The sequence below is a fragment of the Carboxylicivirga agarovorans genome, from assembly GCF_050589845.1.
Lineage (GTDB): Bacteria > Bacteroidota > Bacteroidia > Bacteroidales > Marinilabiliaceae > Carboxylicivirga > Carboxylicivirga agarovorans.
In genome coordinates this window covers 400,731-416,819 of the sequence record NZ_JBNGPA010000002.1, presented here as the reverse complement: position 1 = coordinate 416,819, position 16,089 = coordinate 400,731, and the positions used below count along the sequence as shown (strand labels likewise).

12 protein-coding genes are annotated in these 16,089 nt (G+C 41.2%); 2 read left to right on the top strand and 10 right to left on the bottom strand.

Translation table 11 applies throughout. The features are described from left to right. Positions 1-13: 13 nt before the first annotated feature. The 9 genes from ACRD69_RS03835 to ACRD69_RS03795 form a co-directional block, all read right to left on the bottom strand. Positions 14-1,186 carry a thioredoxin family protein gene (locus ACRD69_RS03835; protein WP_430813742.1) on the bottom strand — a complete coding sequence of 391 codons (1,173 nt, stop codon included), beginning with the start codon at positions 1,184-1,186 and terminating at the stop codon, positions 14-16. Between the two features lie 77 nt (positions 1,187-1,263). After that, a complete protein-coding gene (locus ACRD69_RS03830) occupies positions 1,264-2,571 on the bottom strand; it encodes a thioredoxin family protein (protein ID WP_430813741.1) in 1,308 nt (435 codons plus the stop codon). Positions 2,572-2,584: 13 nt separating this feature from the next. Next, positions 2,585-3,724, bottom strand: a complete 1,140-nt coding sequence (locus ACRD69_RS03825; protein WP_430813740.1) for a TlpA family protein disulfide reductase — start codon at positions 3,722-3,724, stop codon at positions 2,585-2,587. A 21-nt stretch (positions 3,725-3,745) separates the two neighbouring features. Further along, the gene (locus ACRD69_RS03820; RefSeq protein ID WP_430813739.1) at positions 3,746-4,258 is read right to left on the bottom strand and encodes an SRPBCC family protein; all 513 of its coding nucleotides are present in this window, start codon (positions 4,256-4,258) and stop codon (positions 3,746-3,748) included. A gap of 23 nt (positions 4,259-4,281) precedes the next feature. Then, a complete protein-coding gene (locus ACRD69_RS03815; protein WP_430813738.1) occupies positions 4,282-5,703 on the bottom strand; it encodes a RagB/SusD family nutrient uptake outer membrane protein in 1,422 nt (473 codons plus the stop codon). Positions 5,704-5,724: 21 nt separating this feature from the next. Further along, positions 5,725-8,910 carry a SusC/RagA family TonB-linked outer membrane protein gene (locus ACRD69_RS03810; protein WP_430813737.1) on the bottom strand — a complete coding sequence of 1,062 codons (3,186 nt, stop codon included), beginning with the start codon at positions 8,908-8,910 and terminating at the stop codon, positions 5,725-5,727. Positions 8,911-9,116: 206 nt separating this feature from the next. Further along, positions 9,117-10,577, bottom strand: coding sequence for a DUF6242 domain-containing protein (locus ACRD69_RS03805; protein WP_430813736.1), 1,461 nt, complete (start codon positions 10,575-10,577; stop codon positions 9,117-9,119). 214 nt (positions 10,578-10,791) lie between these two features. Beyond that, on the bottom strand, positions 10,792-11,835 hold the full coding sequence (locus ACRD69_RS03800; protein ID WP_430813735.1) for a FecR family protein: 1,044 nt from the start codon (positions 11,833-11,835) through the stop codon (positions 10,792-10,794). Between the two features lie 100 nt (positions 11,836-11,935). Next, on the bottom strand, positions 11,936-12,541 hold the full coding sequence (locus tag ACRD69_RS03795) for an RNA polymerase sigma factor (protein WP_430813734.1): 606 nt from the start codon (positions 12,539-12,541) through the stop codon (positions 11,936-11,938). Positions 12,542-12,737: 196 nt separating this feature from the next. On the opposite strand from ACRD69_RS03795, the gene ACRD69_RS03790 reads away from it, so the two are divergent. Together ACRD69_RS03790 and ACRD69_RS03785 are read left to right on the top strand one after the other, a co-directional pair. Further along, a complete protein-coding gene (locus tag ACRD69_RS03790; RefSeq protein WP_430813733.1) occupies positions 12,738-13,688 on the top strand; it encodes an aldo/keto reductase in 951 nt (316 codons plus the stop codon). Then, the gene (locus ACRD69_RS03785; RefSeq protein ID WP_430813732.1) at positions 13,681-14,739 is read left to right on the top strand and encodes an SMP-30/gluconolactonase/LRE family protein; all 1,059 of its coding nucleotides are present in this window, start codon (positions 13,681-13,683) and stop codon (positions 14,737-14,739) included. Before ACRD69_RS03790 ends, ACRD69_RS03785 begins: the two co-directional genes overlap by 8 nt. Positions 14,740-14,853: 114 nt before the next feature. Here ACRD69_RS03785 and ACRD69_RS03780 read toward each other — a convergent pair whose 3' ends face one another. Continuing rightward, positions 14,854-15,978 (bottom strand): NADH:flavin oxidoreductase, encoded by a 1,125-nt coding sequence (locus ACRD69_RS03780; RefSeq protein ID WP_430813731.1) that lies wholly within the window; start codon positions 15,976-15,978, stop codon positions 14,854-14,856. Positions 15,979-16,089 lie beyond the last annotated feature (111 nt).

The following is a 16,089-nucleotide window of genomic DNA, read 5'->3' as shown; positions in this document are numbered from 1 at the left end:
CACTACTCATCTCTTACTTCTCTTTACTCACCTCTTCTCTCAATCCCCCAATTCGCTTTTTCAGCGCTATTATTTCCTGATTGTCCACATGGGCTTTCTCTAATATTTTAAGCTTCTCATCGAGGTATACAATATTGTTGACCAAAGGCCATATACTCACTTCAAAAGCCTTCTCCATCCATTGTGCAGCCTGCTCATAATGCTCTTTCTCAGCATTGGTACTATTGTCAATAGCCTTCGCCCAGTTATAATACAGAAATGAATTATTCAGATCATGGTAGCCCTGTTGCATGTTATCCTTTACTTTTTCGATATAGGCATCCCAGTTTTGTTCAGCACGGCAAATACTTTCATCTATGTAAGCCTGTATTTTCTTACGGTCAACGACTTTTCGCTTTTTTAGGGTTTTGCAATATGCTTTATAGCCTGAGTAATTGACCTCATTCTTCTTAACCAATGAGTGACCGTAGCTAAGGTAAGTACGATAGATTTTTTGCTCAATATCATCGTCTGGGTATTGCTTTTGAAACTCGTCGGCATGCTTATGGAACCAGATAAATGCCGGTGAATATATATCACTGAGATAGTTTTTAATCAGCATATAATTTTTCTCAGCCAGTAAATCTGTTTCTTTTACGGATTCAAAATAAAGGGACAAGACCTCTTGTATCTTTTGTTTTTCATAGGCATTAGCCAAAGCCTCAATATATTGGAGCATGGTGCTATAATCGCCCGGCTTCGACTCGTATTGACGCTGCAACGCTGCCAGTCCTTTTCCGTCAATCACCAACTGTGCCGTTTTGATCAGGTCTTCGGCTTTGGGTGCCCCAACCGATTTGTGTAACTCGTTGCCTTCTGCATCAACCCATACAAGAGTAGGAAAAGCCGCCACATTAAACTGCTTCTTCAGCATTGGACCTTCTCCTTTTTCCATATCCACCTTGTAATTGATAAAGTTGGTATTAAACAGCTCTCCCACTTCCTTTTGCGGGAATACATCTTTGGATAACATTTTACAAGGTCCGCACCACTCTAAGTAACAATCGATAAATATGGCTTTGTTTTGATCTTTAGCCAGCTGTTTAATTTCACTCCAGCTACCATGGGTAAAACTTATACCATCTCCTGTCTGAGCATAGCTACCAGTGACAATAATGCTAAATAATATGCTTAAAAAAATCTTCATCTTATAACTTTTTACAACAAGCGCCTTGAATGGGTATTCAAAGCGCTCGTCAATAAAACCAAATATTAATACCAATCTTAGTAACCACCCATTTTCATTGCAGGAATGGCACGTCCGCCTGTATTGCCTTCTTCTTTTGCCTTTAACGCTTCTTTGTATGTCTTATCAAGGGCTTTGCGGTGCTTAGGCTCAAGGTTTTTAAACAGTTCATTCATCGCCTTTGCAACAGCAAGTCGCTCACCTGATATACCAGCTTTTTGAATGTATTCGTAGCTATCGCGGTAAGCAATTGATAAGCTAAACATATCCAGCTCTTCAGTTTCCATCTGCACGGCAATGGCATCATCCATCAACTTGGCAGCGCGAACAAAAACAGCTTTATCAGTACAATCCTGCAAACGATTTAACAAGTTAAAACCAGCCTCAGCGTAATACTTTGAGTTTTTGGCAAATCCTTCTTCAAACTTCTTTTCAACAACATCCATATACCCCTCGTAGTCACCCACACTAACCAATAACGCTCTGTTAGTGTAATCCTTCACTGCCTCAATACGATCAAAACCATTTGTTTCCATCAGTTTAACAAGCTTGTCGAATTTCTTCTGGTCAAATGCTTCTTTGCTTTCAACGCGTGCTAAATCGCCTGCATAGCTATAATACATACCCGACTCAAAGTACTCACCCTGGAATCCGTTGGCTTCAACAAACGTCTCTTTGTTCTTATAAAAATAAGCAGCTTCTTTACTAAAAGGATCCTTTACATAGCGAGCCATCAGCCAAAAGTATTCTTTCTTGTGCCAGTCGGTTTTAGGGATCAGTTTAAGGTAATGCAAAGTCACTTCCTCAGCTTTAGGGTCACTTACTTTAACCAGGTAGCTCAAATAATCTTCTACAACTTTTACGTCTTTTTTGTTCTTTTTATAGGCAGCTGCAAGGGCCTCTGCACGTTTGGCTTCTGCCGGAGCTCCTTTGGCTTCTTTTATCAACTCTTCAGCTGGACGAAAACCTACCACACGGTGTAATACCTTTTCATTGGCCGGATCGATAAACAACATGGTTGGAAAGGCCGACACTCCAAATTTATCCTTTAGCTCAATGCCTTCACCTTTTTCGCAATCGATTTTCACATTAATGAAGTTGGCATTGAAATACTCGCCTACCTCTTTCTGCGGGAAAACCTGCTTCGACAACATCTTACAAGGTCCGCACCAGGTCGTATAACAATCCGCGAATATTAATTTGTTTTCACTTTTGGCTTTGGCAATCACTTCAGCCCACGAACCGTGGTCAAATACTATACCTTCACCTTCATTCTCTGCTTTTATCTCAGGCATTACGGCCATCATGATAACCAATGCCATTAAATAAGAATACAAATTTTTCATTATTTAGCTTTCTTTATTTTGTTAGAAGTTCATCCAGTTTCTCATCTATTTTCTTCCCTCTCAACTGCTTGGCAATAATCTTACCATCTTTATCAAGAATAATGATAAATGGTATACCGCTAAACTGATAATCTTTCATGGTTTGCTTGCCGGCCTTTGGTGCCAACACCTGAGTCCAGGCCATGTTTTCTTCGCCAAGTGCCTTTAGCCAGGCCTTCTCCTTTTTGTCGATGGATACGCTTAGGATCTCCACGCCCTTGGGATGGTATTTTTCATATACCTCTTTTAAATGAGGGATCTCATTACGACATGGTCCGCACCATGACGCCCAGAAATCGATCACCACAATTTTTCCTTTATAATCTTCAGGAGATACCATAGCACCTTCGGGAGTTGGATATGAAAAGTGAGGAGCTACCTTACCTAACTTTACGCGTTCGGCAGCCGCACGCGCCTCTTCCTTGTCTTTAATGTACTTTAACAGTGGCGGGTAAGTCGGGTTCTTCTCCTTAAGGGTCGCAAGTGTCTTATCTATCAGTTCTTTGTCTGTTTTATCTCGCAGGCGTTTCACAACAGCCAATACACTGTTGCGGTCGGCGTATTCCTTAGCCAGAAATCTTGTACGCGCCCTGTCATCGTCTCCGGTAACACCATAAAGCTTACCGGCGATTTCACCATATTTTTCAGGCACATCCTTAGTGGCTTTATACACACCCTGAGAAAGACCAATCATTACCTGGTATGAACGGTAACTATTAAAGTTCAGATGATTCATCACCTCATTCTTGGGCCCTCCATTAATGTATACATAAGGTGGATTCTTGATTTTGATCTTCGCTGTATCCTGTCCGCGGAAATCAATACTTAGATTCTCATCTTCAGCCCAGAAACTCACTCTCTGCCACTTCTGACAATCAAGTGTGTATTCACCAGGCATACTTGTATTCATCTGGTATGAATAAGAGCCATCTTCGGCCAGTTTAAATGAATCGGTAACCACTTTCTCGCCATCGCGATACTGGGTTATATACATTTTAAAGCGGTTATCCGGAAATTTCACCTTACCCGATATGGTAATGCTATCCGTTTGTTTTGTTGTGCAGGCACTCATCAATACGATAACCAATGACAGCCATGTTAATCTAATCTTCATCTATTTTTGTTTTTTTAGGTTCTAATTGAATTTCTCCTCAAGCGCTTTTTTCATCCACATCCATTCACCTTCAACAAGTGCTTTCAGCTTCTTATCCTCGTCTTTACTATCCGTCGAAAAAATGCCTTCGAACTGAACAAATGCTTTATTGCCATCTGCACCGACCAGCAGGCGGTACACAAAATTCTGGTGATAATAATCCGACTGTGTTATGTAATAGGCAATAACCTGCTCCTGCTTATTAACCGCACTCACTTCCTGCTGACGTTTCGAATCATTAGGCAGTGTAAAACTCATTTTAGCTCCCTCGCTAATGGCAGGACACTTCAGATTCTCAACTTCTTTAATAGCTTCAAAAAAGCTTTTTGGCCGGGAAACAAAGCTCCATACCTCATCAACGGAAGCGTTTAGTGAAACCCCTTTTATAACCTTTGGGGCGATGCGCTTTGCCGGTTGCATTTGTGCCATGGCAACAGGCGCAAAAATTAGGGCAATAAGCATCACCATCAGGTGTTTTCTGACTACTTGTATCATATTATCTGTGTTAAGGTTTTTTCTTAATTATAGCCTTCGTTTTGTTTGATCAAACCATTGCTTATCTCAACTTCACGCAATGGAATAGGGAATACTTTTTTGTTATCAGGCAGTTCTTCATTATACAATGGTCTGTCGGTTCGCAGCTGATCAAAGCGTGTGAAACCTTCAAAAGCCAGCTCTTTACTACGCTCCAGCAACACCCGGTCGATAAACTCATCCACAGAGGCAAAATCACTTACCACATATCCGCTTTCTTCAGGATTGGCTCTTAAATGAATATCATTTAACAGATCCACCATATCCTGGTTAACAGCACTTGCTTCTCGTGCCATGGCCTCTGCCAGCGACAGGATAAGCTCGGGTAATCTTATCATGGTCATATTATCACGACCACTGTCATTGGGGTATTTAGCGGTCACGAAAACTGAATTCCCCTGGTAAATGTGTTCATTCATCAGCAGTGATTTGCGCAAATCGGTATCGGCGAATGCGCTGATTAATGCCTCACTATACCAAAAGTTATTGTATATGTAGTAGATTCCATTGCCTCCGAATTGCCAGTTACCTCCATTGGAACTTACGGGAAACCCGAAGATATGCTCCGTTGAAAATGGTATCACTGCATCATTTGGATTCGGTGGGAATACCTTTAACAAATCATCTTCAAGGTCATATTGACTGTAGCTCATAAATTGATTCGCATGCGCCACAGCATTGGCATAATCGCGTTTGAACATATAGGTCCTTACTAACAGGGCTTCACATGTAGCTTTATTGGCACGACTTACCCTGGTTTCGGTATCCGTTTGCTCTTCTGGTGCTGGCAGATCTGCAATGGCCTCTTCGAGATCCAGTACAATCCGAGCAAAAACCTCCTCATTAGTATTACGCGGGCGAAGATCTTTATCACGATCAAAACCATCGTAATGCTCCAGGTACAACACTACACCGTCTTTTTGCAGTTGATTCATAAGAGCACCGTCTCCATACCATCCCAACAGGCGCAAATAGGCATAGGCCCTGATAAACTTCGCTTCAGCCATGTGTTGCAGGCGTTGTTCTTCAGCATATTGTCCCAGTTCAGGTATCTTGAATAACAGCAAGTTGGCCTGTACCAAAGCTGCGTAATACGATTCATAAATCTTCTGCAGGTTGGCATCTTCAGGTAAAATGGCGCCATTATTGATCTCGTCATAAGTACGGCCGACAGCGGCACTATAATCACAGGTTGGTGAAGTTGCTTCTGCCATTATATAATCATTGGTAGCCGCGCTAAACAGCAGGTGGTATGTTCCGGCAACGGCTGATTCGGCTGTTGAAAACTTCTCAAACACCTTATCTTCGATGATGGTATCTTCAGGAGCCAGATCGAGCTGACTATCACAAGCTGATAAAAACATACAGATGCTTGCAAGGCCCAGTAAAATATATTTTGTCTTCATACTATTCATCTTATCGGTTTCTTAAAAGCTAATATCAACTCCAAACTTTATTGACTTTGCCTGAGGCATGGTTATCTCATCATAACCGCCAAGCACAGCACTTGATCCATAAGCATTCACTTCCGGATCGATACCACTATAACCTGTTACAGTCAGCAGGTTAGTACCCTGCACATATAGCCTGATCCGCTCCATATAGAGTTTTTTCACCCAGTCGTTATTAAAGGTGTATCCAAACGTAATGTTCCTGAGTCGCAGGTAAGATGCATCTTCAAGGAAACGATCATTTAAACGGCTCACATCGTAACCACTTAAGCCCTGTGATGCCCATCGAGGGTCGACATAAACGGTTGTGGCATTGTCCAGTTTGGGAACATCTGTCTGGTGTCCCGGTATTTTCCAGTAGTCGAGAATATCAGTCGACAGGTTATTGGATTCCGGTAAGGTATATGTCATTAAGGTGGCCTGAGTACCGTTATACAATTTCTGACCAACTGAGAATGAGAAAGCAAAATTCAGTTCCCAGTTCTTGTAGCGTATATTATTACTGAAACCACCATAGAAATTAGGCATACTGCTACCCGATGAATAACGGTTGGCCAGTGGATCATCAGAGTCATAAACAGCCTGAGGAGGAGTTTCGCTAATGGTTCCGTTATCATAACGCCAAAGCGGATTACCAGTCATTGGATCAACACCCACCCAGTCGTACATATAAAACTGATTGAGGCTTTCTCCCACTACGAACACTTTTCGTTCCAGTCCCTGGTTTTGTGCCATCTGATAACCTGCTTCATTCAGGCTGAGTAGCTTATCTTTAATATGGGAGATATTGAATGAGCCGGTCCACATCCAGTCCTGATTCTGGAATATTGTACCGTTAACAAGCAGTTCAACACCCTCATTTTTCATGTCTCCAACATTTTGCTGCTGCGAACTCCACCCCATGTACAGTGGTACAAGGTCACTTGCCAGCAGGTTATTGGTTCTCTTATAGAAATAATCCAATGTGATATCCAGCTTTCCACGGAATAATGAAGCATCAATACCCAGGTCAAGAGAGGTTGTGGTTTCCCACTCCAGGTTTGGATTAACCGACTGTGAGTTAAAAAGAAGCGGTACGCCATTGTATTGCAAAGTGCCGCCATTCACTGTTCTGTTATCCCTTGTCCATTGCCCCTGGTTGCCGTAGTAACCACCAAAGGAACCGTCCAGACCCGTCAGACCGTAACTGGCACGCAGTTTCAATTCACTCAACCAGTTTTGGGAATTATCCATGAAGTCTTCCTCTGACAGTATCCATCCGGCCGATACAGATGGAAAACCCCGGTATCTTTCGTTTTTACTAAATCGCGATGAACCATCAATACGATAGGTGAAACCAGCCAGGTAGCGATCTTTATAGCGGTAATTCAAACGTGTAAAATACGATACCACAGCCCACTCCTGGGTGATGGCCTCCAATACACGTTTATCTGTTGCCGATTGTATACTTTTTTCGCTGTCATCAAAGAAACCGGTTCCGGTTACACGCATGCGACTTTCTTCCGATGTTTCGAAGCTCTGACCAATTATCGCATTCAGCATATGATTATTGGTGATCTTGCGTAAGGTCAATACATTGTTGACAACATATTTTAAGTTCTGATTGGATGCTTCAGTACCTGTCCCATCAGGGTTTTGAGGAGTTGCCAGGTTACGGTTGTATGATTTGGTACTGTACAGGTCTATTCCAAATTCTGATTTAAAACGTAGCCATGACACCGGTTTTAGTTCGGCATAGAAATTTGAGATAACACGGGTATCTTTCACGGTATTATCTTCGTGAGCTTTAGCCACCGGGTTACCTAAGTGTCCGGAGATATTATTAATATTATCGTCAAAGTTCAATAAAGGCGTATGGTAGAAATACGAGCCATCGGGATGATAAACAGGAATATTTGGTGACATCATTACCGCATCTCTGTATACCGATTGACTGTTCAGGGCCGAATTTTCAATTAATGAATAGGTTGAGTTCGTTCCGAAATTGATCCATTCGGCAGGACTGATATCAAAGTTGGTTCTAACGCTATTGCGTTTAAAGTCCTGGTTGATAATATATCCTTCCTGGTCAAAGCGGTTAAAACTGATATAATAAGAAGTATTATCTGTTCCGCCCGATACTGATGCCCGGGTTTCCTGTGTCAGACCAGTGCGCAGTACCTCATCTAACCAGTCACTGTTATAGGTTGTTGGAAAAGTAGCACCAGAACCTATAGCCTCGTTAAATTTCGTGTAGATAGAACTGAACTCATCTGCATTTAGCAGATCAGGAGTTCCAATGGGTTGGCTCATCTCAACTGAATGGCCAATATTAATTTGTGGTTTTCCTTTCTTTCCTTTTTTTGTGGTTACCAGAATAACACCGGCAGCACCACGTGAGCCATAGATAGCTGTTGAATAGGCATCTTTTAATATTTCAATAGACTCAATATCATCGGGGTTCAGAGCAGCTAAAGGGTTGCGCTCAAATTCAGGCTGTTGAGAGTAGCCATTACTAACAGAATTACCTCCAATAGAGGCTCCAGCTGAAGTACCATTACCAAAGTCGACATTATTAACGGTTTTACCGGTTCCATACACAGGAACACCATCAATAACGATCAGGGGATTGCTATCTGCATTAAGTGATGATAAACCACGAATGGTGATTGAGGTGGCACTTCCCGGAGCACCACTACTTAAATTCACATTTACACCGGCCACCTTGCCCACAAGAGCATTGTCAAAACTGGGTGCCAGGCCTGCAATTTCGTCGGATGATATTTTTGAAACCGAACCTGTCAGATCACGGCGTTCCTGAACACCATAGCCAACGGTAACGACTTCGCCCAGGGCAACAACATCCTCTATGAGTTCGGCCTTTATATATTCCTGTCCTTTAAAAACTATGTACTGATCTTTGCAGCCAATACATGAAATAACGATGGTTTGCCCTTCACGAACTTCAAGAATCTGAAATTCACCTTCCATATCTGAAACGCTGCCTCGCATGGTTTCCTTAATGTATATATTGGCACCGGGGATTGGCTCTCCTGTTTTAGAGTCAATCACGTGGCCTTTTACCGTTGCCGGTTGCAATTCAGTTGCCTTTACGACATCCTGAGCTAGGAGATTGATTGTAGTTAAAAGCCATAAGCCAATGAAGTATATTGCTTTGTGCATGGCGGTAGATTTTTTTACCTGGCAGAATACTGATAGGTAGATGATTATTTTGATTGATTTATGAAAAAAATATCATAAAGTAAAGGTATAAGAGAAGCTCCAGGATGAATATTCACTGAGCGAAGACTGAAGAAAGCTTTTCTGGTACAATAACAGTCTTCGCTCAATGATTTTATATACAATTTAAATTCTATCCTGGCTGACTATTACAATTTATTCAGCTTACCACTCCAAACATCATTTAAAGGAGTTGTTTCCTCGACTGTTTCATCTTCCCCAGTATCAGGATCTGTAACAACTTTTGTTTGAGCAGAATATCCTCCAACTATCCATAACTTATTGTTCTCATCCAAATAAGCTGAGTGACCTGCACGAGCTGTAAATTCTTCTGGTAAAAGAGCATCCTCTTCAGGTGCTGTCCAGGTAGCTCCATCATCTTCAGACACTAACATTTCAGCTGTACACACGCCTAACCCTGTTTGTCCACCGATTAACCATAGTTTGCTATCGTATGAAACAACAGCTGCTTTCATGCGTGCAGTAAAACCACCTGTTCCAACAAGCGTCCATGTTTTACCATCGGCACTGCTCCATACATCACTTGATAAAGTCGCATCTTTCAACTGTCCACCGATCATGTACATTTTATTATTGTGCACTGTAGTAGCCGCATAACGACGAAGAGCTTCTTCCTGTAACACATCAGTTTCTGCTTCGTCCCAGGTAGCCATGTCTGCAGTATTGTGGATTCTGTTTGATAAACCAGAAGGAGGAGCAAATTCTGCATCAGCCGGTTTGGCACCATCAGGATTACCAAAACCTAAAGTATTACCACCAACAACCCATAACTTGTTGTCTAAAGCATATAGCGCTGATCCTACTTTATCACCGTCAAAAGTATAGGTACTTGAAAGTTTAGTAAAAGTTTCACCATCTTCACTTTCCCATATTTCTTTTAAGTTACCTGGTATGAAATAACCAATGCCCCATGGATCAGTAATAGTAAGGTATCCGCAGATGTATAATTTGTTGTTGAAAACAATCATCTCGTGACGACTACCAACCGGGAAACTTGCTGCATCAACGCTCACTTCAGTCCAGCTAACACCATCAGTTGAAGTCATGTATTTTGATGAAGCCACATTGTTGGCAACTGAACCATAAACTGTGCGGTATTTTCCGTTGAAGTATACGCTGGCAACTGTTTCATACGGATCGCTTGTTACTGCCGCCTGCTCTTTTACCCAGCTCACACCTTCAGGGTTAACCTGTGAAACATTAACGGTTACCTGATAGGTAATTTGAGTTACACCATCTTCAGCTGTTACAACGTAATTTAGCGGCGAGCTGAAATCGTTTTCAGTTGAACCACTAATCTGCTCTGCAGTACCAACGGTTACTGTAGTATTTTCAATTGCCTCAAAGTCGGCTACCAGTTTTGAAACATCTGACATATATGGCAATTCTGCCTCATTGCTTATGGTGTATGCTGTCTGATCAATTTTAAACTCAACATTTTCAAGACCTGGGATAGCATCACTGGCAACAAAACTAAACGAAGTTAAACCAGTCAGAGATGATTTAGGATCATCATCTTCACAAGATGTCATAACTAAAGTAACAGGCAATAGGATTCCCATTACAAATTTTAATAAATTTGTTTTCATACAATTTAAGTTTTAGTAATTGAAGACGGTAGTTTGTACTTGATTAAGGGTGATTAATACAGACTACTGTCTATTTTAAAATTTAATAACGAATCTTTCTTTTCAACCAGGATACATTTATCCCATTATCATCAATCGGGCTTAATGATTTATATATAAGCTATACAACCGGCCGTGTGGCACAGCTTAAATCACTTTATTATTATGCTTTATATTATGAGAAAACTACAGTTATTTTCCTCTTGCTCTCCTTAATTTCTTTTACATCAGATCCGAAAATATCTTTTATCAAATCTTTCACCATCGGATCATCAAAGCTACCTGAATAGTTTTTATACGGATCAAGGTCACCTTTGAACTCAACTGATTTCCCATACCATTCCGATACTTTTCGGGCTAACTCATGCTGCTTCAGGTTACTAAAACAAAACACCTTATCTTTCCAGCTAAACACTTCACAATAGCTGCCTACCTCCGTTTTAGCCATTTCGTCTGTCGATGAATAACTTGCCCTTTGACCCTGTGTTACTTTCGTCACTTCTGATATAACGTTAGCCTGTTCACTCCCGATCTTCTTTGCCGGGGTCAGTTTAAACATTGGAATTATAACCTTTTTGTACACCGTATCTACGATGGTCGCCTCTCCTTCTTCAACAGCCACATCAAAACGATCATTTTTGCCATCAATAGCCAGTTTGCCATTGCGGGCAATTGCACATTTTTTACCTGCACTAACAACTAACGGCAGGTGTGCAGCCTTTCCGTCAACCTCAATGTAGGCTTTGCCTTTTAAACGCAGCTCACGATTACTCTGGTTATAACCATCATTATAACTGATTTCACTTCCACGCGAAAGTATAACCTTACTGCCATCAGGCAGATAAAAAGAGGTGGCCACATCATTTCCTTTGACAGTATGTACGAAACCATTTCCAAGGTCATCTTCACCAAACTTACCCAATGCCAGGGGAATTAATAAGATCAAAGCAAACATGGCGGCAATTTTCATCACCTTACTGATCCTGAACGAAGGTCCCGTTTGCTTCATTGATGATTTGCTTTGTACTTTATTCCAAACAGCACTTTTTCTCAATTGCTTTTGCTGACGTCCCAATATGATGACCGCCTTTTCATAAGCAATAGCATTTTCTTCGCTTTCAGCAATCCAATTAAGTAAACGCTGCTCATCAGCGGATGATAATTCACCTGCCAGCTTACGGCTAATCAATTGTTCTATGTCTGCTTTTATCTGTGCCATTTTCTTCTTTCTAATACTAAAGACTCGCCTGCTTTGTTTTTCCGTTACTCTTCATCTTACTTTTTTTAAAAGTTTTTTCTTTCACCTGCAAATCTGACACTTACAAGCTCATAAAAATGATCAATAGTTTTAAACCATAGCTTTTTATGGCTTCCATTATTCGTTTTGTCGCCTTTTTAAGATGAACATCCAAGGTATTTTCGGTGATGGATAAACGCTTGGCAGCTTCTTTATATTTCAATCCTTCTTCTCTCACCAGTTTAAATGCTTCTTTACATTTGGGTGGCAACTGTTCGATTACCTCCTCAACTTCTGATGTGAGTTCATTCATTTCCAATTGATGCTGCGGATCCACATCTCTTTCACCAAAGTGATCAAAGGTATTTTCGATGGAGATGGTATCTAACTTCTTTTTTCTAAGATAATTGAGACATTGATTTTTCAGAGAGATAAACAGGTAACTTTTAAAATTAGATACACCGGCCAGCTGCTTGCGATTATTCCACAAACGTGCGAATACATCACTTATTACCTCTTCTGCATCATGGAAACTACAGTAAAGCAAGGCCACATCAAAGGCATAATCATAATACTTATCAAATAATTGATTAAAAGCATACTGACTATCATCCAACACTTGCTTAATCAGCAATTCATCCGATTGTTTTCCTATATTTTCCATGATATATGTGCGCAATATAAGCATTTTATCGAATTAAGTTCTTGTCTTTGTTTAACGTCACATTAACACTTATAGAGCATTTTCATGATTATTTTCGTAATTTGATTGTTCAAATACTATTAATCCCGTTATATGCATTTGAAATTCTATTCATCATGAACCTCCAATACATACGTCGGGATAAAATCATAATCAGATTAACAAAAAGGATTTAATCGTAATGCAAACACTTAAGCTTAACGGCCACCATATGCCAATTCTTGGACTTGGAACCTGGAAATCGGCACCAGGAGAAGTATATACAGCAGTAAAAGAAGCCATTAAAATTGGCTACCGACACATTGACTGTGCCGCCATTTACGGCAACGAAAAGGAAGTTGGCAAAGCCCTGAAGGAATGTTTTGATGAGGGAGTTGTAACACGTGAAGAACTGTGGATCACATCGAAACTATGGAACAATATGCATGGTGAAAAAAATGTTATTCCCGCCCTCGAGAAAACACTATCCGATCTGCAACTGGACTTTTTAGATCTTTACCTTATTCACTGGCCGGTGGCACAAAAGAAGTTGTTTGTCGGAGCCAGTAAAGCCCCTCATTTTTTATCCCTGGAAGAGCAACCGATAGCAGGTACCTGGAAAGGTATGGAACAAGCTGTGGAACTGGGATTAACAAAATGCATCGGCGTAAGTAACTTCAGTATTAAAAAGCTAAAGGACTTAGTGGCAAATTCAAGCATAAAACCTGTGCTTAACCAGGTTGAGCTACACCCTTACTTTCAGCAGGACGAACTGGTTGATTATTGCCGTAGCAATAACATTCATGTCATGGCCTATTCTCCTCTGGGATCTTCTGACAGACCTGAAGGGCTTAAAGCCAAAGATGAACCTGTATTGCTCGAAGATAAAGCCATTAACGAGCTGGCTAAAAATATTAAGGCCACCGTTGCGCAAACCATTATTGCCTGGGATATTCACCGGGGAATCTCTGTCATTCCAAAATCTGTTAATCCCGGTCGCCTCAAACAAAATTTTGAAGCAGCCGATGTACAATTATCAGAATCCGACATGGAAACCATTAAACAGGTGAATAAAAACCGTCGCTATGTCGATGGTCAATTCTGGGTGGTGCCTGACGGTCCTTATACGATTGAAAACCTTTGGGATGAATAAAATTAAACAGATGACAAACTACTTGATATACGCCTTTCTGGCATGTACACTTCTTGTTTCATGCCAATCGAAGAAAAAGAAAGATTCAAACGCAGAGCCTGTATTATCAGGTGTGGCCGAATCGGATAAGCAATGGACCGGTGTTGCAGTAAACAAAGACGGACGCTTGTTTGTGAACTACCCGTATTGGTCGGGTAATGTACCGGTAAGTGTTGCCGAAATAACAAATGGTATTCCAAGAGCCTATCCTAATATGGAATGGAATCAACGAACCGGTGAAATAAGCTTTAATGCCGTTCAATCGGTTTTTATTGATAACATAGACCGCTTATGGATACTTGACACTAATAATGCACAATTTAAAGGGGTGAATGCAACCGGTCCTCAGCTCTATCATTTTGATCTGGAGACCAATGATGTGGTAAAAATATACACCTTCCCTGAAGGCGTATATAAAACCAACTCATACTTCAATGATGTCAGGGTTGATACGGATAAGAACATTGCATACATGACCGATTCAGGCGATGGTGCCATTATTGTCTTAAACCTTAACACAGGACAATCACAACGTTTGTTAGATGATCACCCTTCAACCAATGCTGAGACCGATCACCTGGTGTGTGATGGTCAGCGATGGGAGAATACTGTACATTCCGACGGCATTGCACTGTCACCTGATAATGAATACCTGTATTACATTGCTTTGACAGGACACACACTTTACCGCATTGAAACGGAAGTGCTGTTAAATGAAACGATCTCTCCTGAAGAGCTTGCCGCGAAAGTTGAAAGGGTTAAAAAAGTTCCTGCTACAGACGGCATGCTGTTTGATAAAAAGGGTAACTTGTACCTGGGAGGGCTGGAAACCAACTCGGTTAACCGCTTAAACGCCGATGGTAAGGTTGAAACTCTATTCCAGTCGCCACGCATACGCTGGGCCGATTCCTTTGCCATGGACAGGGATGGTAATTTATATTTTACAACATCTCAGATTCACCTGTCTGAAAAGGACAGGGGTAAATATGAGGTTTTAAAACTTAGTTTGTAAAAGACTTTAGGAATAGTAATATTGATTGCAATAAATGCCAATATCAGAAAAATAAATTTGTGATATTGGCGCTTATTGCGCCTTTCTTAATGGATATAGCGAAACATATTATTTTTACGCCATATCTTTTTTACTTTTCCGCGCAAGGGCTTCATTTAGTACACATCCCACCTCACCTTCACGATAACAACCATTACATGATACGCATCGGGGTTTATATGAAGTATCGGTTTTCCATTTAACAAGCAGATCGGGCTCGCACAGCAAGGGACGCGCCAGTGAAAAATACTGAATACGGCTTGTTTCCAGTATCTGTTGCAAACGCTCAAACTGACGGTTTCCTCCCATCAATATAACCGGAATAGTAACAGCTTCAGCAATTTGTTTAGTGGGCTCTAAATAATACGACTGTAGTTCGGGCTTATTGATCTTTGTGCGTGCCGGTCCTATCCCTTTACCTGATGTTTCGTTAACTCCACTTATCTCAATCATATCAACACCGGCCTTTTCAAGCCCCCTGGCAACTTCTATAGCATCAGGAACCTCAAGGCCTTCTCCCTCGTCCATATAATCATCGTGGTTCATCTTTACCATAATGGTAAAGTCCTCTCCCACAGCTTTACGAATGGACCGGACCACTTCATATATGATCCTGGCCCTATTATGAATGGAACCACCGTAATTATCTGTTCGACGGTTACAGAAAGGGGACAGAAACTGGCTTAACAGGTAACCATGGGCCGCATGTAATTCAAGGCCATCATAGCCGGCCTTTTGTGCTCTTACCGAGGCATCGGTAAACATCTTTATCAGATACTTTATATCATCTCTGCTCATTTCTTTGGGTGTGATCTTCGTTACCCTGTTCTGCACAGATGAGGGACCCCACAATTGCCTGTCCTGAAAATCAGGATGATTGGTTTGCGACCCGCCACAGGCCAGCTGAACGACTACCGAGGTTCCGTTGGCGTGGGCATTTTCAACCAATTGGCGATGCTCTTCAATGAACATATCATCGTACAAGCCCATCATACCGGGATTTGGCCGGTCATTAGGATCAACCATCGTGTATCCGGTAATGATCATACCCAGTTCACCCTTAGACAGCTCATCATACACCTTATACAATTGGGGAGTAATATGACCGTCCTTATCTGCCATATTCATCCATAAAGCAGAACGGATAATTCGATTCTGTAATGTTGTGTTACGCACCTTTGTTGACTCAATAAGCTTCATAATAAACCTGTTAAAAAAGGATCAATAATTTTCACTACAAAATTACGGGCTTAAGCTTAATCATTAAAATAAGATAATTAATAGCTTTGTATTATAATTATAATACATCTA

Bases quoted from the DNA above. Each gene is read 5' to 3' on its own strand.
- ACRD69_RS03825 (WP_430813740.1), bottom strand. From the start codon at position 3,724: ATGAAGATTAGATTAACATGGCTGTCATTGGTTATCGTATTGATGAGT.
- ACRD69_RS03820 (WP_430813739.1), bottom strand. From the start codon at position 4,258: ATGATACAAGTAGTCAGAAAACACCTGATGGTGATGCTTATTGCCCTA.
- ACRD69_RS03795 (WP_430813734.1), bottom strand. From the start codon at position 12,541: ATGCTTATATTGCGCACATATATCATGGAAAATATAGGAAAACAATCG.
- ACRD69_RS03805 (WP_430813736.1), bottom strand. From the start codon at position 10,577: ATGAAAACAAATTTATTAAAATTTGTAATGGGAATCCTATTGCCTGTT.
- ACRD69_RS03785 (WP_430813732.1), top strand. From the start codon at position 13,681: ATGAATAAAATTAAACAGATGACAAACTACTTGATATACGCCTTTCTG.
- ACRD69_RS03810 (WP_430813737.1), bottom strand. From the start codon at position 8,910: ATGCACAAAGCAATATACTTCATTGGCTTATGGCTTTTAACTACAATC.
- ACRD69_RS03830 (WP_430813741.1), bottom strand. From the start codon at position 2,571: ATGAAAAATTTGTATTCTTATTTAATGGCATTGGTTATCATGATGGCC.
- ACRD69_RS03815 (WP_430813738.1), bottom strand. From the start codon at position 5,703: ATGAAGACAAAATATATTTTACTGGGCCTTGCAAGCATCTGTATGTTT.
- ACRD69_RS03790 (WP_430813733.1), top strand. From the start codon at position 12,738: ATGCAAACACTTAAGCTTAACGGCCACCATATGCCAATTCTTGGACTT.
- ACRD69_RS03780 (WP_430813731.1), bottom strand. From the start codon at position 15,978: ATGAAGCTTATTGAGTCAACAAAGGTGCGTAACACAACATTACAGAAT.
- ACRD69_RS03800 (WP_430813735.1), bottom strand. From the start codon at position 11,835: ATGGCACAGATAAAAGCAGACATAGAACAATTGATTAGCCGTAAGCTG.
- ACRD69_RS03835 (WP_430813742.1), bottom strand. From the start codon at position 1,186: ATGAAGATTTTTTTAAGCATATTATTTAGCATTATTGTCACTGGTAGC.